This window comes from Kordiimonas gwangyangensis DSM 19435 = JCM 12864, assembly GCF_000375545.1.
GTDB classification, from domain to species: Bacteria; Pseudomonadota; Alphaproteobacteria; order Sphingomonadales; family Kordiimonadaceae; genus Kordiimonas; species Kordiimonas gwangyangensis.
The window spans coordinates 691,350-713,845 of the sequence record NZ_AQXF01000001.1 but is presented as its reverse complement, the minus strand read 5'-3'; the positions used below and the strand labels follow the sequence as shown (position 1 = coordinate 713,845).

15 protein-coding genes are annotated in these 22,496 nt (G+C 58.2%); 9 read left to right on the top strand and 6 right to left on the bottom strand.

The features are described 5' to 3' along the window. Positions 1-122: 122 nt before the first annotated feature. Positions 123-836 carry a DUF1223 domain-containing protein gene (locus tag B150_RS19565; protein WP_020398474.1) on the bottom strand — a complete coding sequence of 238 codons (714 nt, stop codon included), beginning with the start codon at positions 834-836 and terminating at the stop codon, positions 123-125. A 123-nt stretch (positions 837-959) separates the two neighbouring features. On the opposite strand from B150_RS19565, the gene B150_RS0103365 reads away from it, so the two are divergent. Then, positions 960-1,556 (top strand): PAS domain-containing protein, encoded by a 597-nt coding sequence (locus tag B150_RS0103365; RefSeq protein WP_020398473.1) that lies wholly within the window; start codon positions 960-962, stop codon positions 1,554-1,556. A 70-nt stretch (positions 1,557-1,626) separates the two neighbouring features. On the opposite strand, the gene B150_RS0103360 is transcribed toward B150_RS0103365, so the two are convergent. Continuing rightward, positions 1,627-2,421, bottom strand: coding sequence for a hypothetical protein (locus B150_RS0103360; RefSeq protein ID WP_155859917.1), 795 nt, complete (start codon positions 2,419-2,421; stop codon positions 1,627-1,629). A gap of 111 nt (positions 2,422-2,532) precedes the next feature. After that, a complete protein-coding gene (gene acnA / locus B150_RS0103355; protein WP_020398471.1) occupies positions 2,533-5,208 on the bottom strand; it encodes an aconitate hydratase AcnA in 2,676 nt (891 codons plus the stop codon). Between the two features lie 217 nt (positions 5,209-5,425). Between acnA and B150_RS0103350 the strand changes: the two genes are divergently transcribed. The 3 genes from B150_RS0103350 (at position 5,426) to B150_RS19560 (ending at position 11,948) form a co-directional block, all read left to right on the top strand. Next, positions 5,426-8,215 carry a bifunctional aconitate hydratase 2/2-methylisocitrate dehydratase gene (locus B150_RS0103350; protein ID WP_020398470.1) on the top strand — a complete coding sequence of 930 codons (2,790 nt, stop codon included), beginning with the start codon at positions 5,426-5,428 and terminating at the stop codon, positions 8,213-8,215. 398 nt (positions 8,216-8,613) lie between these two features. Then, a complete protein-coding gene (locus B150_RS0103340; RefSeq protein ID WP_020398468.1) occupies positions 8,614-9,876 on the top strand; it encodes a glycosyltransferase family protein in 1,263 nt (420 codons plus the stop codon). Positions 9,877-10,079: 203 nt separating this feature from the next. Beyond that, a complete protein-coding gene (locus B150_RS19560) occupies positions 10,080-11,948 on the top strand; it encodes a hybrid sensor histidine kinase/response regulator (RefSeq protein WP_162139644.1) in 1,869 nt (622 codons plus the stop codon). On the opposite strand, the gene B150_RS0103330 is transcribed toward B150_RS19560, so the two are convergent. Beyond that, positions 11,945-12,217 carry a BolA family protein gene (locus B150_RS0103330; RefSeq protein WP_020398466.1) on the bottom strand — a complete coding sequence of 91 codons (273 nt, stop codon included), beginning with the start codon at positions 12,215-12,217 and terminating at the stop codon, positions 11,945-11,947. The two genes, B150_RS19560 and B150_RS0103330, sit on opposite strands and share 4 nt — an antisense overlap. Positions 12,218-12,371: 154 nt before the next feature. On the opposite strand from B150_RS0103330, the gene cobS reads away from it, so the two are divergent. From cobS to B150_RS0103310, 4 genes are read left to right on the top strand one after another with little or no spacing between them, the layout of a single operon-like run. After that, on the top strand, positions 12,372-13,370 hold the full coding sequence (gene cobS / locus B150_RS0103325; RefSeq protein WP_020398465.1) for a cobaltochelatase subunit CobS: 999 nt from the start codon (positions 12,372-12,374) through the stop codon (positions 13,368-13,370). Positions 13,371-13,404: 34 nt separating this feature from the next. Next, positions 13,405-15,264 carry a cobaltochelatase subunit CobT gene (gene cobT / locus B150_RS0103320; RefSeq protein WP_020398464.1) on the top strand — a complete coding sequence of 620 codons (1,860 nt, stop codon included), beginning with the start codon at positions 13,405-13,407 and terminating at the stop codon, positions 15,262-15,264. Positions 15,265-15,270: 6 nt separating this feature from the next. Further along, positions 15,271-16,266 carry an esterase-like activity of phytase family protein gene (locus tag B150_RS0103315; RefSeq protein WP_020398463.1) on the top strand — a complete coding sequence of 332 codons (996 nt, stop codon included), beginning with the start codon at positions 15,271-15,273 and terminating at the stop codon, positions 16,264-16,266. A gap of 9 nt (positions 16,267-16,275) precedes the next feature. Continuing rightward, positions 16,276-17,169 carry a sulfotransferase family 2 domain-containing protein gene (locus tag B150_RS0103310; protein WP_020398462.1) on the top strand — a complete coding sequence of 298 codons (894 nt, stop codon included), beginning with the start codon at positions 16,276-16,278 and terminating at the stop codon, positions 17,167-17,169. 109 nt (positions 17,170-17,278) lie between these two features. On the opposite strand, the gene rpmB is transcribed toward B150_RS0103310, so the two are convergent. Next, a complete protein-coding gene (rpmB, locus tag B150_RS0103305) occupies positions 17,279-17,569 on the bottom strand; it encodes a 50S ribosomal protein L28 (RefSeq protein ID WP_020398461.1) in 291 nt (96 codons plus the stop codon). Positions 17,570-17,740: 171 nt separating this feature from the next. Further along, the gene (locus tag B150_RS0103300) at positions 17,741-19,501 is read right to left on the bottom strand and encodes an amidase (protein ID WP_020398460.1); all 1,761 of its coding nucleotides are present in this window, start codon (positions 19,499-19,501) and stop codon (positions 17,741-17,743) included. A 94-nt stretch (positions 19,502-19,595) separates the two neighbouring features. On the opposite strand from B150_RS0103300, the gene B150_RS0103295 reads away from it, so the two are divergent. After that, positions 19,596-22,493 (top strand): helicase-related protein, encoded by a 2,898-nt coding sequence (locus B150_RS0103295; protein WP_020398459.1) that lies wholly within the window; start codon positions 19,596-19,598, stop codon positions 22,491-22,493. Positions 22,494-22,496: the final 3 nt, after the last annotated feature.

Genomic DNA, 22,496 nt, shown 5'->3' with positions numbered 1-22,496 from the left:
TGACGGCTGAACGCGCAAATGTCAAGAAATCTGTGCGGGGTGTGTGTCGAATCTGTGCGGATAATGCGCGGGATGTGTGCGGGGTATGCGCGGAAAGTGCGCATGGTTTGTGTGGAGAAAGCCTAGTTGCTGAGCGACGCTTTGGTAACCATCTCGGGCAGCGCCATGCTGGCAGCACCGATGATGGGGCCGTGGCCATATTCATCATGAATGAGGATGGCGACATGGTCAGCGCCCGCCGCGCGACCCTCTTCAAGGTCAATGGTCAGTGACTTCGCTTTGCCGGACCAGTCCATGTCGATCACGTCGGACGCCCGCACCACATTGGTGTAATGGAGGCGGCGGCCCGCGTTTTCACCGTCGCCGATCTCAACCTCGGCATCGGCGAGATACCAGACTATGCGAACAGCAGCTGTGCTGTGCACCGCGCCGCCGGGTAGCGCGACCGCGAGGCTATCACCTGCGGCAGCAAGCTCAGGCGTAATCCACATATGATTGAGTTCACGCGCCTTGGTGATGGCGGTGCGGACTTTCTCGGGCTTCGAGCCAACACATTGCACACGACCGTCCACAATCATCTGCGGGGTGAAAACACCGCCGCGGCCAAGGCGTTTGTTGTAGGCAGCCTGGCGCATGGCGTTGTGGGGATGGGCAAAGGTGTCTTCCCAGCCGAGGCGATCCCAATAATCAACCGGCCATGAGAGGGTGAGCACGCCCGGACGGTCCCGGAGTGATTTGAGTGCAGCATCCGCAGGCGGGCAGGAAGAACAGCCCTGGCTCGTGAAAAGCTCCACGACCGTCAGGCGGTTGTCATCGTCCGCACGTGCGACACCCATGGCAGCTGTTATACTACCAAGAACAATAATTGCTGCTGTTAACCACTTTCTCATGTTTCTAGCTTACGAACTGTATAAGTCACTTGCCAATCACCTGTATGTGAGTATGGAACGCTATAACCGATGGACAGCCTGGATCTAACAAAAAAATCGTTCGGCGCAGTGACGGCAACCAATGACACGGGTGAAACCGCACCTGTGAAAACCGTGAAACGGGAACACGGCGAACTGCTTTACTACCCGCTTCAGGAAAAGTTGCCGCTCATACCTGCGTTTGACCCGATCATCAAACTTTATGGCCAGAAGCGCGACGGGTCCGTTATGCCCAGCCGCAAGGCCTTCACTTTCCAAGACCTGCGGGGCTGGCACGCCAGCTTCTTCCTCATCGACTTTGAAGACGACCTGTCGGACGGCAGGCTCTCAATACTCGGCGAGCTATACCGCACGCTTTTTACCGGCATTCTCAGGCAAAACATGCGGGTGTCCGAGATGAAGAGCGAGGCGCTCACTGGCGTCGAAGGTTATTTCCGCGAACTTTTGACGAGCCCCTGCATTGGTCGCTACCGCGGCAACATTCCCCATATGGGGCGTGAGCATGTGGGCGTGGATATCCTCGACCTGCCGGTCCTTGATGAGTTTGGCAAACCGCGCTACCTGATGTCGTTCGTGCGCGAGAACGTCAAACGCGGCAGCCTGCCGCGCCGCCTTGCGGTGGGCTAGAAACGCCAAGACCTTATTCTGACAAAAAAGGCGGCTCAACGGCCGCCTTTTATCGTTTGGTGTCGGTGGTTCAGAGGCAAGCTTTGCTTTTTCTGACCTTACCCCACATTTTCAGGACGTTGCCATTTGCCGACCAGGAGGGAAAACCCCTGACAATCTTGACTGTTGCCTGTTTTTCGGTTGCCGACTGCACCTGCATGATCATACTCATGCCGTCGTCTTTCAGAAGGCCAAGGTCAATCGGAAACAGCGGAATGCGCAGTTCGGGACTGGTTGCAAAATCGGAAACGCAATATTCGGCAATGTCCAATGATTCCGACGTGGCAGGATTCACCAGTTTCTGTGTGATGATCACCTGATTGTTGCGCAAACCTGCATAGTATAGCTCGACACTCAGGGCGCCCCCGTTTTCCACCTTGGTCGGTCGATATGGCGCAGCCGGGTCCAGCGTCCGCTTGTTGTTAAGGTCGTTGCTAAATACATAAATCTCATCAAATTTTTCATCCTCATCGACATCTCTGAGGCAAGAAAAATTGAATGGCCCGGTGAAGGGGTCGATATGCGTTTTGCGTTGGGTACAGAAAAAGGCTTCGCCCTCACTGACGCGGCGGACCAGCCTCTCTCCCGCAGGGACATCGTGATGGGTGAGAACGGTTCTGGCCTTGACTGGTGCCAACAGTTCCGCACCGTCAATCATGGCTCCGTTGCTTTCAGAATAGAGCAGATCGCCTTTCTCTGCTGTCACCAGTGTTTCGGCCGCTACACTCGCGCTGATCTGGCTTGAACTGATATCGAAGGTCCGCGATGAGCAGGCTGGCAGCGTGAGCATAAGAGCAAGCACGACGGTTGGTTTGATGAACGTCATATAATCCCCCAATCAAATCACGACTGTTTACGAACTAATCTCTGGCTCCTTTCGCTGCAACAAAAAAGGCGACCGTTTGGTCGCCTTTTGTCGCTTGATGTCTTTGGTGCCTCAGGACGCCAGACGGCGCAGCACATAGTGCAGGATGCCGCCGTTCTTGTAGTAGGCGACCTCATCTTCCGTATCGACACGGCAAAGCACGGTGATCTCTTTTTTGCTGCCGTCAGCATAATGGATCATCACTGTCACGTCCTGGCGTGGTTTGATCGTGCCTTCGATACCGGTGATATCGAAGGTTTCCGTGCCAACAAGGTTCAGGCTTTCGCGGTTATCGCCTTCCTTGAACTGCAGCGGCAGCACGCCCATGCCCACGAGGTTGGAGCGGTGGATACGCTCGAAGCTTTCCACCAGCACGGCCTTCACGCCAAGGAGATTGGTGCCCTTCGCCGCCCAGTCGCGGCTTGAGCCGGTGCCGTATTCCTTGCCGCCGATCACCACGAGCGGCGTGCCTGCTTCCTGATACTTCATCGAGGCGTCATAGATGCTCATCACCTCGCCCGACGGCTGGTGCGTGGTCCAGCCACCCTCAGTACCCGGCGCCATCAGGTTGCGGAGGCGAATGTTCGCGAACGTGCCGCGCATCATCACTTCATGGTTGCCGCGGCGCGAGCCGTAGCTGTTGAAGTCAGCGACCGCCACATTCTTCGACTGCAGGTACTGTCCCGCAGGGCTGTCCGGCTTGATCGAGCCCGCAGGGCTGATGTGGTCGGTGGTGATGCTGTCCCCCAGAAGAGCAAGCGGGCGCGCGCCGATGATGTTCGACGTGTCTGCCACATCCGTGCTCATGCCCTCAAAATAAGGGGGATGCTGCACATAGGTGGACTTACTGTTCCATTCATAGGTTTTGCCCTCGGCGACTGGGATGGCCTGCCATTCCGGCGTGCCGGTGAACACATCCGCGTAACGTTCGATGAACATGTCGCGGGTGAGCGAGGCGGCGATGGCGTCCGCCACCTCCTTGTTCGACGGCCACAGGTCACGCAGGTAAACGTCATTGCCGTCCTTGTCCTGCCCGAGCGGCTCTGTGGTGATATTGGTGCGGATCGAGCCAGCAATCGCATAAGCCACCACAAGCGGCGGCGAGGCGAGATAGTTTGCCTTCAGGTCCTGGCTCACGCGGCCTTCGAAGTTCCGGTTGCCAGAGAGCACACTCACGCAGACCATGTCATTCTCGTTGATGGTCTTGGAGATGGGACCGTCCAAGGGGCCGGAGTTGCCGATACAGGTGGTGCAGCCGTAACCCACAAGGTTGAAGCCAAGCGCATTCAGGTGTTCGGTCAGGCCCGCCTTGTCCAGATAGTCTGTCACGACCTGCGAACCGGGCGCGAGCGAGGTTTTAACCCATGGCTTGCGGCTCATACCAAGCTCATTGGCTTTTTTGGCCACAAGGCCCGCAGCAATCAGCACACCGGGGTTTGAGGTGTTGGTGCAGCTGGTAATGGCCGCGATGCACACGTCACCATTGTTGAGTTTGAAGTCTTCACCTGCAACGTCATATTCGCGGTCGCCGGTTTTGTCGAACGAGGCCAGTACCTCGTCAAACTCGGCAGCGGCGTTGGCAAGCTCCACCCGGTCCTGCGGCCGTTTGGGGCCAGCGAGCGACGGCTTGACGGTGGAAATATCCAGTTCCAGCGTGTCGGTGAACACAGGCTCGGGCGCGTTTGCGTCGCGCCACATGCCTTGTTCCTTGGCGTAGGCTTCCACAAGCGCGATGGTCTCTGCGTCGCGGCCCGTGAACTGCATATAATCGAGTGTCGGTTGCGAGATGGGGAAAAAGCCACAGGTGGCGCCGTATTCCGGCGCCATGTTGGCGATGGTGGCTTGGTCTGCGATCGTGAGCTGGTCGAGGCCATTGCCGTAAAATTCGACAAATTTGCCCACAACGCCGCGCTCGCGCAGCATCTGTACGACCGTCAGCACAAGGTCTGTCGCGGTGATGCCTTCTTGCAGTTTGCCGGTCAGCTTGAAGCCGACAACTTCCGGGATCAGCATGGACACGGGCTGGCCGAGCATGGCGGCCTCAGCCTCAATACCGCCAACACCCCAGCCCAGAACCGCAAGGCCGTTCACCATGGTAGTGTGACTGTCGGTGCCGACACAGGTATCCGGATAGGCGACCGTGCGGCCATTCTCTTCAGACGTCCAGACCGCTTTGGCGATATACTCAAGGTTTACTTGGTGGCAAATACCGGTGCCGGGCGGCACAGCGGAGAAGTTGTTCAGGCTGTTCTGGCCCCATTTGAGGAACTCGTAGCGCTCGGCATTACGTTCCATCTCAAGGTCCACGTTCTGCTTGAACGCCATCGGGGTGCCGAACTTGTCCACCATGACCGAGTGGTCGATAACAAGGTCACACTGCGCGAGCGGGTTGATCTTCTCCGGGTCGCCGCCCATGGCGGCCATGGCGTCGCGCATGGCGGCAAGGTCCACCACGGCAGGCACGCCCGTAAAGTCCTGCATCAGTACGCGGGCTGGGCGGTAAGCAATCTCATGGTCAGAACGCTTGTTTTTCTGCCAGTCGGCAAGCGCCTGAATGTCCTTGGTGGTCACAGACGTGCCGTCCTCGTACCGCAGCAGGTTTTCGAGCAGAACCTTGAGGGTATAGGGCAGGCGCGAGATGTCGCCGATCTGCTCGGCCGCGGCCTTCAGGCTGTAATAATCATATTCCCGGCCGCCCACAGTGAGGGTGCGGCGGGTCTTGAGTGTGTCATGGGAAACGGATGCCATGTGATCGATCACTCCACTTAAAAGGGTTAAAGTAGGTCGATTTTGCACTGAGGATAGGGCAAAAATTGGCCGAAACCTGATGTTTTTCAAGCCGAACCATCTTGCAAGCAAGGGGCTGTTGAAATAATATCCGCGCCGGCCCGCTTTTCCCTTGCTCAGCACTCCAGTCTGTGGCCCGGGTTTCAAGCTTCATCTAACACTTTTTGTCAGGATAGTCATGGGTTTGTACACCGAATATTTGAACGAGATCGAGACGCGCAAAAGCCAGGGGCTGAATCCGAAGCCTGTTGAGGATGCCGCGCTCGTTGAAGAAATCATCGCCCAGATCAAGGACGAGGGGAACGCGCACAGGAAAGCGTCCCTCGAGTTTTTCATCTACAACACGCTGCCGGGCACCACGAGTGCAGCTGGCGCGAAAGCCCGCTTCCTGAAGGAAATCATCCTCGGTGAGGCTGTTGTGGCTGAAATCACGCCGGACTTCGCGTTTGAGCTTCTCTCGCACATGAAGGGTGGCCCGTCGATCGGGGTGCTGCTTGACCTTGCGCTCGGTGATGACGCCGCGATTGCTGCCAAAGCAGCGGACGTGCTCAAGTCGCAGGTCTTCCTCTATGAAGCCGACACTGACCGTTTGGCTGCCGCCTATAAGGCAGGCAACGCGGTGGCGAAGGACATTCTCGAGAGCTACGCGCAGGCGGAGTTTTTCACCAAGCTTCCGGACATTGACGAGACCATCAAGGTCGTGACCTACATTGCTGCGGAAGGCGATGTGTCGACCGACCTCTTGTCGCCCGGCAACCAGGCACACTCCCGCTCGGACCGTGAGCTGCACGGCAAGTGCATGATCTCGCCTGCGGCACAGGCTGAAATTCAGGAACTGCAGAAAAAGCACCCCGACGCCCGCGTGATGCTGGTGGCTGAAAAAGGCACCATGGGTGTGGGCTCCTCCCGTATGTCGGGTGTGAACAACGTGGCACTCTGGACCGGCAAACAAGCCAGCCCCTATGTGCCGTTCGTGAATATCGCGCCAATCGTTGGTGGCACCAACGGCATTTCGCCGATCTTCCTCACCACCGTGGGTGTGACGGGCGGTATCGGCCTCGACCTCAAGAACTGGGTCAAGAAAACCGGTGCTGACGGCAAGCCGGTGCTGGACGCGAACGGCGACCCGGTGCTGGAGCAGGTCTATTCAGTTGAGACCGGTACGGTCTTCACCATCAACACCAAAACCAAAAAGCTTTATGACGCGTCTGGCGAAAAAGAGCTGGTGGACATCTCCTCCGCGCTGACGCCGCCGAAGGTGGAGTTCATCAAGGCTGGTGGCTCCTATGCTGTTGTGTTCGGCAAGAAGCTGCAAACGTTCGCGGCCACCACGCTTGGTGTGGATGCGCCGCTCGTATTTGCGCCGTCCAAGGAAGTGTCGCACGAAGGTCAGGGCCTGACGGCGGTTGAGAAAATCTTCAACAAGAACGCGGTGGGCGTTGCCAAGGGCAAGGTGCTGCACGCGGGTTCTGACGTGCGTGTGAAAGTGAACATCGTTGGTTCGCAGGACACCACGGGCCTGATGACCGCGCAGGAACTTGAAGCAATGGCCGCCACGGTGATTTCACCGACGGTGGACGGCGCCTACCAGTCCGGCTGTCACACCGCATCGGTGTGGGACGCCAAGGCGCAGGCCAACATCCCCAAGCTCATGAGCTTCATGAACAAATTCGGCCTTATCACCGCGCGGGACCCGAAGGGCGAATACCACGCGATGACGGACGTGATCCACAAGGTGCTCAACGACATCACCGTGGATGACTGGTCGGTCATCATCGGTGGCGACAGCCACACCCGCATGTCGAAGGGCGTTGCTTTTGGTGCGGATTCGGGCACCGTGGCGCTCGCGCTCGCAACCGGTGAGGCGACCATGCCGATCCCGGAATCGGTGAAGGTTACCTTCAAGGGCAGCCTTAAGTCGCACATGGACTTCCGTGATGTAGTGCACGCAACCCAGGCGCAGATGCTGAAAGAGTTCGGTGAGAACGTCTTCCAGGGCCGCGTGATTGAAGTTCATATTGGCACCCTCATTGCCGACCAGGCCTTCACCTTCACCGACTGGACTGCGGAGATGAAGGCAAAAGCCTCCATCTGTATCTCCGAAGATGCGACACTGATCGAATCGCTCGAGATCTCGAAAAGCCGTATCCAGATCATGATCGACAAGGGCATGGACAATGCGGCGGGTACCCTCAAAGGCCTGATCGCGATCGCGGACAAGCGTATTGCCGAGATCAAGTCCGGTACACGTCCGGCGCTGCAGCCTGATGCCAACGCCAAATACCATGCCGAGTTTGTTGTCGACCTCGACCAAATCGTCGAGCCGATGATCGCGGACCCTGACGTGAACAACGCGGACGTATCGCGCCGCTATACGCACGACACCATCCGCCCGGTTTCCTTCTACAAGGGTGAGAAGAAAGTCGACCTCGGCTTCGTGGGTTCCTGCATGGTGCACAAGGGCGACATGAAAATTGTCGCGCAAATGCTCCGGAACATCGAGAAGCAGAACGGCAAGGTGGAGTTCAAGGCGCCGCTCGTGATCGCACCGCCAACCTATAACATCGTGGACGAGCTGAAGGCCGAAGGCGACTGGGAAGTGCTGCAGAAATACGCGGGCTTCGAGTTTGACGACAACGCGCCCAAGAACAAGGCACGCACCCAGTATGAAAACACGCTCTATCTCGAGCGTCCGGGCTGTAACCTTTGCATGGGCAACCAGGAAAAGGCTGAGAAGGGCGACACCGTGATGGCGACCTCGACCCGCCTGTTCCAGGGCCGCGTTGTGGAAGATTCGGCTGAGAAGAAGGGCGAGTCGCTCCTCGCGTCCACGCCTGTTGTGGTGCTCTCCACCGTTCTTGGCCGTACGCCGAAGATCGAAGAGTATGAAGCCGCGGTTGAAGGCATCAACCTCACCAGCTTCGCACCGCCCCTTGGCAAGCCGCCAGTGACGGCGACGCACCACTAAGCGTCTGCAAAAACGAGAAATTTGGACCGGCAGTGCACCTCATGCGCTGCCGGTTTTCTTTTGTACCCACGCTTGACGCGCTGAAATGGCCGCGCCTGGAAAAGCGCACTGTGCGCCAAACTCACCCCATTTCCTTCACGTTCCTGCCTTATTGGCCGCCCACATTGGCTTCATCAAAACCAATAAAAGCAATGACGGGATCAAGAAATGACCGAATTCACGACCGCAGAATATCTCCTCTCCATCGCCCTTCTGGGTATTTCCTTCGCGGGTTTTGCGCTTACGCGCCTGCAGTTGGTGCGCGGCAAGGCATAACGCCACCAAACTGTCACTGCCCGCCATATTGACAAGGCCCCGCCACTGCCCCATTTTCGGCGCGATGACTGGTGGGGGTTCTTGTGGCAAAAGTATATATCTGTGATCCGTGCCTCGCGCACATGGGCGGGCATCCAGCGGTGTGGACCTCGCGTTTTGCGTCGCTTTTCCTCGGCACCGGGCACAGGGTTGCCATTCTCTCCCACGGCAATTTCCCTGAAAGCCAGATTGACGGTATCCCTGTCATCAAACACTTCACCCGCACGGCATGGCACAGCGACGACCGGACCGATCCGCTCGTCAACTGGGATAAATATTTCAAGAATAACGGCCGCATGGTTGAGGACATGGAACGCCTGCAAAAAGGCATTCACCTCACGCCCGATAACCGTTTTGCAGACCCACATGTGCCGCTGGAGCCGGAAGACCTGCTCATCTTCACCACCATCACCGAATATCAGATGGCGGGCCTTACCACATGGTATCGCGGCCTTGAGAAAGACCGGCGCCCGACCCTTATCTGTTCACTGATGGCCCCAAGCGGTTATGTGCTCGAGGGGGATAGCGGCGAGGGGCGAATTTACGCCTGGGATACTGCACGCTTTTACAAGCTTGCCTTCCGCAACGTTGAACCGGACGGTGACAAGGTACATTTCATCGCGCTTGGTCGCGCCCATGCCGCTCAGTACAGCTATCTCGCAGGCAAACCGGTGCCGCCGTACCCCGCGCTCAACACCGCCATCCAACCGGACGGGCCGCTCAGGGACACCCCGGGCAAAAATGTGCTGCTTTACGCGGGGGCAGCTACGCCGACCAAAGGCGCACATCACCTGCCAGATATTCTCGATATCCTGTGCCCACGCCACAGTGACTGGCAGTTCACGGTGCAAACCGGCAACGGGGTTGCCACCAAAGACAGCGTCGCGCTGGATGAACGCCTGCAGGTGGCGGACCGGAAGTATAGCAACTTCAACTATATCGACCACCGCCTGGACGACACGGCCTATTGCCAACTGTTCAACGACAGCGACCTTGTGCTGGTGCCTTATGACCCCGACTATTATTACAATCAGTCGTCAGGCCTTGTGTGGGAAGCCATTGCCACGGCGAACATGCTGGTGGTGCCGGAAAACTGCTGCCTTGAATGGGAAGCAAAAAGCCAGAACGCCGGTTTTGAAACATTCGAGAGTTTTACCCCGGCATCCATCGCTGAAGCGGTGAGTCGCGCGCTCGCCCCTGCAATTACCAGCCGCGCTACACGTCTTGCCAAAGCAAAACGGTTCAAAGCAGAAAACCACCTGGACGCGCTAAAGAAACTGCTGTTTTCAATGTGGAAAACTGGCTGACGCCTGCGCCAAATCTTCAGTATTCGCACAGTGCTTTACTGGAAATATTATTGGGATATTTACGCTGTTGGATTGTATTTCGTCCGCCAGACACTTTTGTTTTTTAACTTATTGTTGTAAAAGTAGACATATAAATATGACACGGCCTGTTTTCACGAATGATAAACAGGCGTCGTCATGCCGATTGGGATGGGGGAAGACAGATGGCACGAAACTGGGCCATAGTCCTTATTGTCTTGGCCTTGGCTCTCATGACCGGGGAGGTGCTCCTTGGTGACGGCTTGGTCACAGCTATCGGCTATAGCCTCATCGGATTTGCCTTTCTCCCCTTTGCGCACCGGATACGGTTGCCAGTATTTGCAACGATTGTGGCCCTTCTCATGTTCCGCAGTGTGATGTCGGCTGACGATCTTCAAAAGTATTTCGCGGTCCTCAATGTTTTCCTGTTCGCCACACTCATATTCTTGCACCGGCAACTGGGGCGCACCCATTCAAACCAGCTTGAACGTAGCAAAGCGCAACTCGATGCGCTTTGGTCCACCATCGTTGAAGGCCTTGTGGTGATTGATAAACGTGGCCGGATCGTTGCTGTGAACCCGGCGGCAGAACATATCTTCGGTTACACGGAATATGAACTGGTTGACCGCAACGTGAAGGTCTTGATGCCGGAACGGTATGCCCTCAATCATGATGGCTATCTCAAAAGTTACGTGCAGGGCGGCCAGGCGAAAATCATCGGTATTGGCCGTGAGGTGGAAGGGCGCCGCAAGGACGGCAGTGAATTCCCGCTCTATCTCGCCATCAGCGAGTTCGACGTTCAGGGAGAGAAGTTTTTTGGCGGTATCCTGCGTGACATGACCGCGGAAGCTGCAGTGAAACGTGAATTGGTGAACGCCAAGGAAGCGGCGGAGAACGCAAACCGCGCCAAAACCGTGTTCCTCAGTTCCATCAGCCATGAAGTGCGCACGCCGCTCAATGCCATTCTCGGCTTTGCACAGCTTTTTGAACTGGGCAGCAAGGAAGAGCTGACAGACAAACAGCGCGACTATCTGGGCCATATTCGCAGAAGCGGTGAAAACCTGCTGTCGCTGATCAATCAGGTGCTTGATCTCGCACAGCTTGAGGTGGGCGAAGTGCACCTCAGCATCGAAGGTATCTCAGTGCAGGGCATTCTCGAGGAAACCATTGAAATGCTCGCCCCTATGGCGGAGCAGTATCACGTTACCTTGGAACCCCTGCGCAGTATGGGCGAGGACGTCGCTGTGCGCGCGGACCGCGTGCGTTTCCAGCAAGCGCTTCGGAACCTGATTTCCAACGCCATTAAATATAACCGTGACGGCGGCAGCGTTGGCTTCGAGGTGAGCGAGCCGGTGCCCGGCATCATGCGTACCACTGTCATCGACACTGGCAGCGGCATCCCCGATGACCAGTGGGAGCAATTATTTGAGCCCTTCAACCGGTTGGGTCGCGAGGCCTCGATCATCGAAGGCTCGGGCATTGGCCTCACGGTTTCCAAAACAGTGATTGAGGCCATGGGCGGTAAGATCGGGCTTTCGAGCGAACTTGGCGTTGGCACACGCTTCTGGATCGACCTGCCGGTGGTGAAATCCAGGACCCGGCGCGACAAGCCCGAAGATCTGGTGTTTGAGCGCCGTGCACGGCGCAGCATGGCCCAGTCACGGCAGGGTGTTTCCACCATCCTTTATATTGAAGATAATCCGGCAAACTCGGACCTGATGCAGCAGTTCCTTGGTGACATCTCGGGCCTGAACCTGATTACGGTTCAGACGGCGGAGGACGGCATTGCGGTCGCGCGTGAACGCAAGGTTGACCTCATCCTCATGGACCTGAACTTGCCGGGCATGGACGGATTTGAGGCACAGGTCGCGCTCGCATCAGATGGCAGAACGCGTGAAATTCCGGTCATTGCTGTCAGTGCGGATGTAAACTCAAGAACCATCCAGCGCGCGATGAACTCAGGCTTCCGCCGCTTTATCACCAAGCCCTTCAATTTGAAGGAAGCGCATCAGGCCATTATCTCAATGCTGCCGCCGTCAGAAAGCGTGCACTAAGGCGTATCGGCCTTGATCGAGAGTGCATGAATGGGGCCTTTGAGCTCTTCCCTGAGGGCATCCATCACGAGGCGTTGGCGCGCAACCCGGCTCTGGCCTTCAAAAGCGCTTGAGCGAATCACCACACGAAAATGGCTCTCGCCGCCCTCTCTGAAGCCCGCATGGCCGCGGTGGCCCTCGGATTCGTCAATCACTTCAAGGTGAGTGGGAGCAAGCGCATCGCGCAGCTTTTTTTCGATGGTATTGGTGACTTCACCCATATTCGACATACTTTCCTCTGGTGTGCGACTGGCATGAATACGCTTGTGCGGCCTATGGCCACAACATTAAATGCGCTGTTTCATATTGACCCAGTCACTGGTAAACCCAAGATGCATTCCTTAGAATGGTTATCAAAAGTATTTTAACAAGAGGATAGAGTTGATGAGCGCTGCTGCGGCCGAAAAGCTTCCAAGCCTGACCCTGCCAGAGAAGAAAGTTTCCGTACGGGAGGTCTTTGGCCTTGATCTCGATATGGAAGTTCCCGCTTTCGGGGAGCGCACGGAACATGTGCCGGACGTTGATTCCACCTATGTGTTCGATCCCGACACCACGCTCGCTATCCTTGCAGGTTTTGCCCACAATCGCCGCGTGATGATCCAGGGTTATCACGGCACGGGTAAATCCACGCACATTGAACAGGTGGCCGCGCGCCTCAATTGGCCGACCATCCGTGTGAACCTTGATAGCCACATCAGCCGGATCGACCTTGTCGGCAAGGACGCCATCGTGCTCCGTGACGGTAAGCAGATTACCGAGTTTCAGGAAGGCATCCTGCCGTGGGCCCTGCAGAGCCCGACTGCAATTGTGTTTGACGAGTATGACGCCGGCCGCCCGGATGTGATGTTCGTGATCCAGCGTGTGCTCGAAGTTGAAGGCAAGCTCACGCTTCTTGACCAGAACCGCGTGATCCGCCCGCACCCGGCCTTCCGTATTTTTGCGACCGCCAACACCGTGGGCCTTGGTGATACCACGGGGCTTTACCACGGCACGCAGCAGATCAACCAGGGCCAGATGGACCGCTGGAACATTGTGGCGACCCTCAATTACCTGCCGCATGACACTGAAACCGACATCATCATCGCCAAGGAACCGGGCTATGACACGGACGAAGGCCGCAAGGCTATCGCCAATATGGTCAGCGTGGCGGACCTCAGCCGCACAGGCTTCATGGCGGGTGATATCTCCACAGTGATGAGCCCGCGTACGGTGCTCACATGGGCGCAAAACGCACGCATCTTTGGTGACATTGGCTTTGCGTTCCGCGTCAGCTTCCTCAACAAATGTGACGAGGCTGAACGGCCGATTGTGGCGGAATATTACCAGCGCGCCTTTGGTGAAGAACTGAAGGAAAGCGCCAGCAACCTCGTTGTGAATGCCTGAAGCATCATATCCCTGAGTATATAAGGTAGTCTGAATGGCCGACGGCAGCCAAAACCCCAAAGAAGCTTTTGAGCACGCCCTCGCCGCCACGGCGCGGGCGGTGGCGGAAGACAAGGCACTTGAGGTCAAGTTCACCGCTGACGTGCCAGGCTACGTACAGGGTGAAATGCGCATCTCGCACCTGCCGCACAAAGTGCGCATGAGCGATGTGGCCGAAGTGCGCGGGCAGGCAGACAGCTATGCGCTCAAGCACCGGCACCATGACGCCAAACTGCACGCCAAGCTCGCGCCCGGCGGTGCCATTGGCCGCGCCATTTTTGATGCGGTTGAGCAAGCGCGCTACGAGGCCATCGGCGCCCGCGCCATGGCGGGTGTCAAAGGCAACCTCGCTGCCGTGACCGAACGCCGCGCGCTTGAGGCAGGCCTCGCTCGCCCGTCCACGGACGACGAAGGTCGCCTGTCCCACGTGCTTGGCCTCTTGGTGCGCGAACGCCTGACCGGCGCGCCGCCGCCTGAAAGCGCGGTGGTGGCGGTCGAAAGCCAGCGCAAATGGCTTGAAGAAAGTGTCGGTCACCTCCTTGATACGCTTGAAGCGAAGGTGGAAGACCAGCGCGGCCTCGCGGTGATCAGCCGCACCATCATCTCTGAGCTGATTGGCGACGGCGAAGGCGACAAGCGCGACCGGGAGGACGAGGAAGACGCCTCGGACGACAGTGACGGTGGCTTGCCCGATAGCCCTGAAGGTGAAGCGGGAGAGGATGAGGACGGCGAATCCGATGGTGCAGAGGCGTCGGACGATCAGGACGGCGAAACCACCGAAGACGATGCTTCATCTGACGCTGCAATGGAAGAGGTGGACGACACCGAAGCCGAAGCAGGCGAAGGTAAACATGAGGGCACCATTCCGTGGCGCCCCAACCGCCCGCTAGACCAGTTGCCTGATACGCCTTTCTACAAGGTGTTCACCGAAGAGTTTGACGAAGTGCTGCGCGCTGAGGAGCTTTGCGACACCGAAGAGCTTGAGCGCCTGCGCAAATATCTCGACCAGCAGATGGCACACCTTTCGGGCGCCGTGTCGAAACTCGCGAACCGCTTGCAGCGCCGTTTGCTTGCGCAGCAGCGCCGACACTGGCAGTTCGACCTTGAGGAAGGCATTCTTGATGCCGGGCGCCTCGCGCGTGTCGTGTCCAGCCCGATGAAGCCGCTCTCCTACAAGCTTGAGAGCGAGACCGAGTTCAAGGATACGGTAGTGACGCTCCTTCTTGATAACTCCGGCTCCATGCGTGGCAGGCCGATTTCCATTGCTGCCATTTCGGCAGACATTCTCGCGCGCACGCTGGAACGTTGCGGCGTGAAAGTGGAAATCCTCGGCTTCACCACCAAGGCTTGGAAAGGCGGCCAAAGTCGGGAGAAATGGCTGCAAGCAGGACGGCCCAAGGCGCCGGGCAGGCTCAACGATCTGCGGCACATCATCTATAAAACAGCAGACGCGCCGTGGCGCCGGTCGCGACGCAACCTCGGCCTGATGATGCGCGAAGGTCTCCTCAAGGAAAACATCGACGGCGAGGCGCTGATGTGGGCGCACAACCGGCTTATGGGCCGCGCGGAAGAGCGCCGCATCCTTATGGTGATCTCGGACGGAGCACCGGTTGATGACAGCACGCTCAGCGTCAATTCGGGTGTTTATCTTGAGAACCACCTGCGTCAGGTCATTGGCTGGATCGAGGACCGTTCACCGGTGGAACTGATCGCCATTGGTATCGGCCACGATGTTACGCGCTACTACAAGCGCGCAGTGACAATCCTGGATGCGGAGCAACTGGGCGGCGCCATGACCGAGCAGCTTGCCTCCCTGTTTGCCGAGACGATACCCAGCCCCCGGCGCCTCCGGTAAAGCGTCATGTCGCGGCACTTTCCAAAACTTGTGATGCTGGTGACTGCGGCTCTCATGGTGACGGCTTTCACCGTGTATCGCGACCTTATTGGCAACAAGCCCGAAGAGGTGTTGGTTGCCGATGTGCCGGTCAAAATAACGGCGCGGCCGCTGCCGCTTCTTGAGACGGACCGGTCTGTTTTCATCGCAGGAAAACTGCGCTACCGGGCAGGTTGGGCGCTGACCGCTGACAACGAAAATTTTGGCGGCTTCTCCGGCCTTGTTGTGACGGCTGACGGCAAACTCGTCGCCATCAGCGATCGCGGCGACTGGCTTGAGGCGGAGTTCGACCCAAACAGTGACGCGCCGCTGACCGCGGCGCACATGCGGCCATTTTCCGCAGAAGCGCAGGGCATGAGCAAACATGCACTCGATTCCGAAAGTGTGGTTGCCTATGGGGGCGGCTATCTTGTGTCATTCGAAGGAGACCATCGCCTGCTTGAAGTGGCAGCTGACCGCACGGTGAGGCTGTCAGGCTATTCCGCGCACCTCGATGTCAGTGGTGTGAACCACAACAGTGGCTTTGAGGCCATCACACTGCTTGGCGATACGCTCGTTGCACTGCCTGAGCGAGGGGTCGACTACCACGGTAACATGCTAGGGCGCTTGGTGACGCCAAGTGGCAGCGATAGTTTCTATTTCCGGCCACCAACCAATTTTGCCCCCACCGATGCCGCCACCATGCAGAATGGCGATATACTGGTGCTGCTGCGCAGCTATTCGCTCCTGAACGGCGTGGCGGCCAAGCTGGTGCGCATCCCGGCCGGTGCGATCAAACCGGGGGCCTCTGTGACGGGTGAGGAGCTCCTGCATCTCGACCCACCCTATACGGTCGATAATATGGAAGGGCTGGATGTGATTGAGCGCGACGGTGAAGCACCGCTCATCGTGCTTATATCAGACGATAATTTCCGTTCCAGCCAGCGCACTCTCCTCCTTGTTTTCAGCCTTGAAACAGCCTAATCAACGGTCATGGACCAGAAACGCAACGATCAGGTAACGGCGTGCATTGCCCGCGCGGAGGAACTGCTGCTCAATGAAAAGCTGCAGGAGGCCTTTGCCCTCGTGAATGCGGCGGCGGACGAGCATGACCATGTGCGCCTGTGGCGGTTCAAGAAGCGTGTGCTTCTGATGATGGGTGAGGAAGAGGCAGCGCGCGAGCTGATGACGCGCATCATTGATGTGGTGCACCGGCCAACGCCGTCTGAGCTGTCGCTCGTAGGTTCGCCCAAGTCGTCTTTCACGCTTCTCAAGGACCGGAAGTTTTTTTACCTGCATGTGCCGAAATGCGGCTCCACCACCGTGAAGGATATGCTTTACCACATCCTCAAGGGCCGAACGGTGGAAGGGCATTCGCACACCAAAATGCTTGAGGAAGCGCCCTATCGCATCATCGATCGGGGCCGCCTGCAGCGCGACTTTAGCGACTGGTTCAAATTCCTTGTGGTGCGGGACCCGATCTCGCGCCTCAGGTCCTACTACCGCTTCAATCTGGTATTTGCGAATGATCTCGCGCAGGAAGTAGGCAAGCGCGAAAGCTATCTGGGCCTCAAGCTGCAGCCAAGCTACCACGAATTTCTCGAAAAGTTACCGGAGTACCGCCGGGTATTCCGCACCCTGCGCGCGCACACCAATGGTGTTGCCGACATCGCGGGCGACGATCCTACCGTCTTTGACTGGGTTGGCCCGGTGAAGGATATGGGCGTGCTGCGTGAACGGCTCTGTGAACTGACAGGCACTTCGATCCCGTCCATTCACAATTTCCGCTCCAAGGACCTTGTGGCGTTTGAACCAGCGGAAGACCTTGAAGACAAATTGCGCGCCAATTATGCGCGGGACTATGAAGTCTACGGCCGCTATTTCTAGGCGCTGCACCGGGCGCTTTCCATTTTACGCATACAAAAGCAAAACGCCGCGGCATCTCTGCCACGGCGTTTCTGAAACTTGCGCTTAAACTTCCGAGGAAGTTTTGCCCTTAGGCGTTAGCAGCCTGTTTCTTCTTGATTTCCCGCTTCAGCTTCAGTGCAGCAGCCGAAAGGTCTGCATCACGAGCTTTGAGGAGGAAGTTATCAAGACCGTCATTGTGCTCAACAGAGCGCAGTGCGTGGGTCGAGATACGCAGGCTTACAGAGCGGCCCAGCGTGTCAGAAATCAGAGTTGCTTTGGTCAGGTTCGGCAGGAAGCGACGACGGGTTTTGTTATGTGCGTGAGACACATTGTTACCAGTCATTACGCCTTTGCCAGTCAGTTCACATACGCGCGACATGTTCGTTATCCTTGTTTTTCTGCTCGAGGGTTTCCCCCCGGGAATCTTTATGATCCATGTTCGCTAAAGACCGTCATTGGGCAATAGCTGGCGCGGTAGGTAGACGATTCGCCTGCCCCGGTCAAGCGTTTTGACTCTCTAAAGGCAGCATTTGTGCGGCTTTGCGCCTTTTCACACGTCCCGGTTCAGGCTCTCGAGAAGCGTGGTGCGGTTGGCGTCGAAATTGGCGGCACGTTCAAGCAGGCGGCCAACGCCAATCAACTGGTCTTCGCGGAACAGGTTGCCCCACAGCGTGAAGCCGTATGGCACGCGGCGTTCGAACCCCAGTTTCTTGTCATCTTCGCCCGTGAGCGGGAAGGTCTGGCGCTTGATCAGCCCAAGCGGCAGCGAAAGACTGGGATGCCCGGTATAATTGGTGATCACCAGCATATCGCCCGCGAAATTGGGGCAGGCGATGAGGTCGACCTGCTCATAGATGCCGTCCATCATTTCCATGACCTGACGGCGGAACCGGTCCAGCTGCACATATTCAATAGCGCTATGGAAGCGTGCGGCGCGCAAAGTATTGGGCCACGCCTTGTCGCCCTGCCAGACGAGCGTGTCGTCCTGGTCTGAAAGCGTGAGTTCCTCGAACGCGGCGGCGGCTTCCACTTCCACGGTGGAAAGCAGCGTGGAATAGGGCAGTTTGGGCAGGGAAATCTCCGTGAGGGTGAAGCCCATGTCCTTGAGCTGGTCGAGCACCTGACGGTCAAGGTCTGTGGCGTCCTTGCCGGTGAACCATGTGGGGTCATAACCGATTTTGAGGTCTGCGGCGGCGGCTGATGTGCCGTCATAGGCAAAGCCCCAGTCAAGGGAGCCGGGGTCACCGGCGTCATGGCCGTTGATGGCTTCAAGTACCAGCGCCGTATCCTCGACCGTGCGGCAGATCGGCCCGATTTTGTCGAGCGACCAACAAAGTGCCATGGCGCCCGTGCGCGGCACGCGGCCAAAGGTGGGCCTGAGGCCGGTGGCGCCGCAGCGCGTGGACGGCGAGATGATCGAGCCCATGGTCTCGGTCCCGATGGCGAAGCTGCAAAGCGCGGAAACAGTCGCCGCCGCAGAGCCGGCGCTGGAGCCAGAGGCGCCCTCATCCAGATTCCACGGGTTGCGGACCACGCCGCCAAACCACAGGTCGCCGTATGCCAGCGCGCCGAGCGAGACTTTGCCAAGGAGCACGGCACCCGCGTCGCGCAGCAGTTTGGTCACCGCCGCGTCCTCCTCCGCCACGCGGTCCTTATAGGGTGTGGCGCCCCAGGTGGTTTTGATGCCCTTGGTATCAATGATGTCCTTGAGGCCATAGGGAATGCCATGCAGCGGCCCGCGGTAGCGGCCGGAGCGGATTTCAACATCCGCTTCATAAGCCTGTTCGCGCGCGACCTTCTCCGTCACCGTGATGAAGCTATTGAGCTTGCTGTCATACTTCTTGATGCGGGTGATATAGATGTCTGTCAGGCGGCTTGAGGTCAGCAGGCCGTTTTTGATCCAGTAGGCCTGCGCGCTCACGGGCGCGAAGGCGATACCCTCGTCACCCGGAAGCGGGCTCGGGTTTTCACGCGCGAGGCGCACCCCGCCGGACTGCACATCATAGGCTTTGCCGGGCAGGCGCGGGTCGAATGCCATGGCAGGCGCGTCCGAGTTTTTGAGTTTGACCCCTGCGCGCCGCCGCCTGAGGCGGTCCAGCATGTCCTCAAGCTCGTCAAGGATCATCGCACGTTCGTCAGGCGTGTAATGCACGCCCGCAATACGTTCGGCGATGGCAAGGTCTGCCGGGGTCTTTACCGGTGGGTTTGGGCTTTCGGGCACGTAGGCATAGGCCGCGCGCGCGGCCGCAATTCCACCTAATATGCCAGCACCTTTAAGGATTTGCCGCCTATCCAGTCTTGTTCCCGACATACACGCTCCCGTTTAATTGTGATTATAGGGTTTCACTTTCTGGCAGGGAACCGTTATCTAAAACTTTACTATTAAGTCACTGTTAGGCGTTTTTATGGCTGGCATCATCAAGGCGGTTCTTGGCCCCACCAATACGGGTAAAACCCATTATGCGGTGGAGCGTATGATGGGCTATGCCTCCGGTATCATGGGTTTTCCGCTCCGGCTTCTCGCGCGGGAGGTTTATGACCGCGTGGTCGCAGTGAAGGGCAAAAACCAGGTGGCGCTGGTGACCGGCGAGGAACGCATTGTGCCCCAGGGCGCGCGCTATTTCCTCTGTACCGCCGAAGCCATGCCGCGCCATGCGGTGGCGGACTTTATCGCGCTTGATGAAATCCAGATGGCGGCGGACCCGCAGCGCGGCCATATTTTCACTGAGCATCTTTTGCATAGCCGTGGCACACACGAAACGCTGCTCTTGGGTGCGGATACCATGCGCGACATTATCCGCCGCCTGATCCCGGAGGCGGAGATCATCTCCCGCCCGCGTTTCTCCGAGCTTAAGGCTGTGCGCGCGAACAAGCTGTCGCGCCTGCCGCGCCGCTCTGCCGTTGTGGGGTTCTCATCCGCCGACGTGTACGGCATGGCCGAGCTGATCCGCCGCCAAAAAGGTGGCGCGGCGATTGTGATGGGCGCGCTCAGTCCCCGCACACGGAATGCACAGGTGGAGATGTACGCATCAGGCGAGGTGGACCATCTTGTGGCGACCGACGCCATCGGCATGGGGCTCAACCTCGATATCGGTCATGTATCCTTCGCGGGGCTATCGAAGTTCGATGGCCGGACCTACCGGGAGCTAACAGCCGCCGAGGCTGCGCAGATCGCGGGCCGCGCCGGGCGCTATAAAAAAGACGGCAGCTTCTCCACGCTTCAGGGTGGCGAGCCGATGGACCCCCTCATGATCGCGCAGATCGAGGAACATCAGTTTGAGCCCGTGAGGCGGCTTTTCTGGCGGAATCACCGGCTTGAATTTACCACCGTTCCGCGCCTCATTCGCTCGCTTGAGGAGCCCACACGCACCGACGGCTTGCACCGCACGCGGGACGCGATTGACCTTATGGCACTCAAGCGGCTTGCGGCGGATGATGAGATATCAGGCCTTGCCGCGCATCCGGAGGCGGTCGAAAGGCTTTGGAATGTTTGCCAAATTCCTGATTTCAGAAAATTGTCACACGATGATCATATCTCTCTCCTGCGCCGCATTTTTGTCGACTTGATGGGCCCAAATGGCACAATCCCGCACGATTGGGTCGCCCGGCAGGTGAAGCGCCTTGACAATACAAGCGGCGATATAGATACCTTGGCCGGTCGAATTGCCAGTATCCGGATATGGACGTACGTCTCGCACCGGAAAGACTGGCTGAAAGATGCGGCCCACTGGGCCCATGTAACGCGCAGCGTGGAAGACAAATTGTCCGACGCGCTGCATGAAAAATTAACCCAGCGTTTTGTGGACAGGCGTACGGCTGTTCTCATGCGCTCGCTCAGGCATAGGGGCGAACTTAGCGTGAGCATTGATGAAGAGACAAACCAGGTTTCGGTCGAAGGACACGAGATCGGTGAACTGAATGGATTTTCCTTCCGCGTTGAACCGGGTGCTGCCCGTGACGACCAGAAGACCCTGAAGGCAGCAGCCGAAGCGGCGCTGCAGGTAGAGCTGACCCGCCGCGCGAAGCTGTTTGGCAACGTGGGCTACAAGACGCTCAGTTTCGATTTTTCGGAAGGCCTCGCTTTCCCGAAACTCGTGTGGGAAGGCGCGCCGATCGCGACCCTGCACGACAGTGGCGCCCTGTTTGCGCCGCGCGTGAAACTGGTGGCGTCCACGCTCCTCCATGGCGAGAACGCAGACCTCGTGCGCGACAAGGCGCAAGAGTGGCTCGACACCCGCATTGCGGAGAAGCTTGAGCCGCTCCTGAAGCTCGCGGGTGAGCTGAACGGTGACACCGAAGCGCCTGAGGGTGCGGCACCGCTTTCGGGTCTTGCCCGCGGCGTGGCGTACCGCCTTCTGGAGAACTACGGGGTTATCTCCCGCGCGCTTGTGGACGGTGACCTGCGGCAGCTTGACCAGGATGCAAGGAAGGGCCTGCGCCGCTTTGGCATCCGCATCGGTGCAAGCTCGCTCTATATCCCACTCATCCTCAAGCCGCACGCCAATGAGCTTCGTCTGATGATGTGGGCGATGGCCGGCAAGCTTTCCGCACTGCCGCCGCTGCCCACCCCGGGCATGGTATGGGTTGAGACCAAAGACTCTGCCCCGCGCGAATTCTATGAGATGGCTGGCTTTCAGGTTTGCGGCAAAAAAGCCGTGCGCATGGACATGCTTGAGCGCCTCGCGGACGCTGTGCGCCCCTTGGGTCAAGGCGGTGACTGGTTCGAAGTCACGCCGGAGATCATGGGCCTTGTCGGCCTTTCGGGCGAAGACTTTGCCGAGGTAATGGCAGCTGCGGGCTACAAAAACGAAGTCCGCAAGGTAGCACCACCCGCGAAGGAAGAAGCTGCACAGGAAGAAGCGAAACCGTCTGAAGGCGATGAGGCCAAGGCGGATGACGCTGCTGAAGCGCAAGCTGAAGCACCGGCTGAGGAAGCGGCGGCACCTGCCGAAGCGCCCACTGAAGAAGCTGCACCGGCGGAAACTACTGAGGGTGAAGTCGCGGAAGAAGAGCTTGTTGAGCGTTACTTCTTCGCGTGGGCACCGAAGCGCAAGGCACGCCCGGCTGGCGGCGAAGGCCGCAAAGGTGGCAAGCCGTTCGCGAAAGGTGAACGTGCAGGCGGCGAGCGGCCAAAAGGCGATCGTCCCCGCGGTAAGGGCAAAGGCCCGCGCGGCAAGGACGGCAAGCCGCAAGGCCCACGTGTGCATACTGCACGCCCACCCCGCCGTGAGAAAGAGGCTGACCCGGATTCGCCCTTTGCGGCGCTGGCCGGGCTCAAGGAAAGCCTCACGAAAAAGAAATAGCCG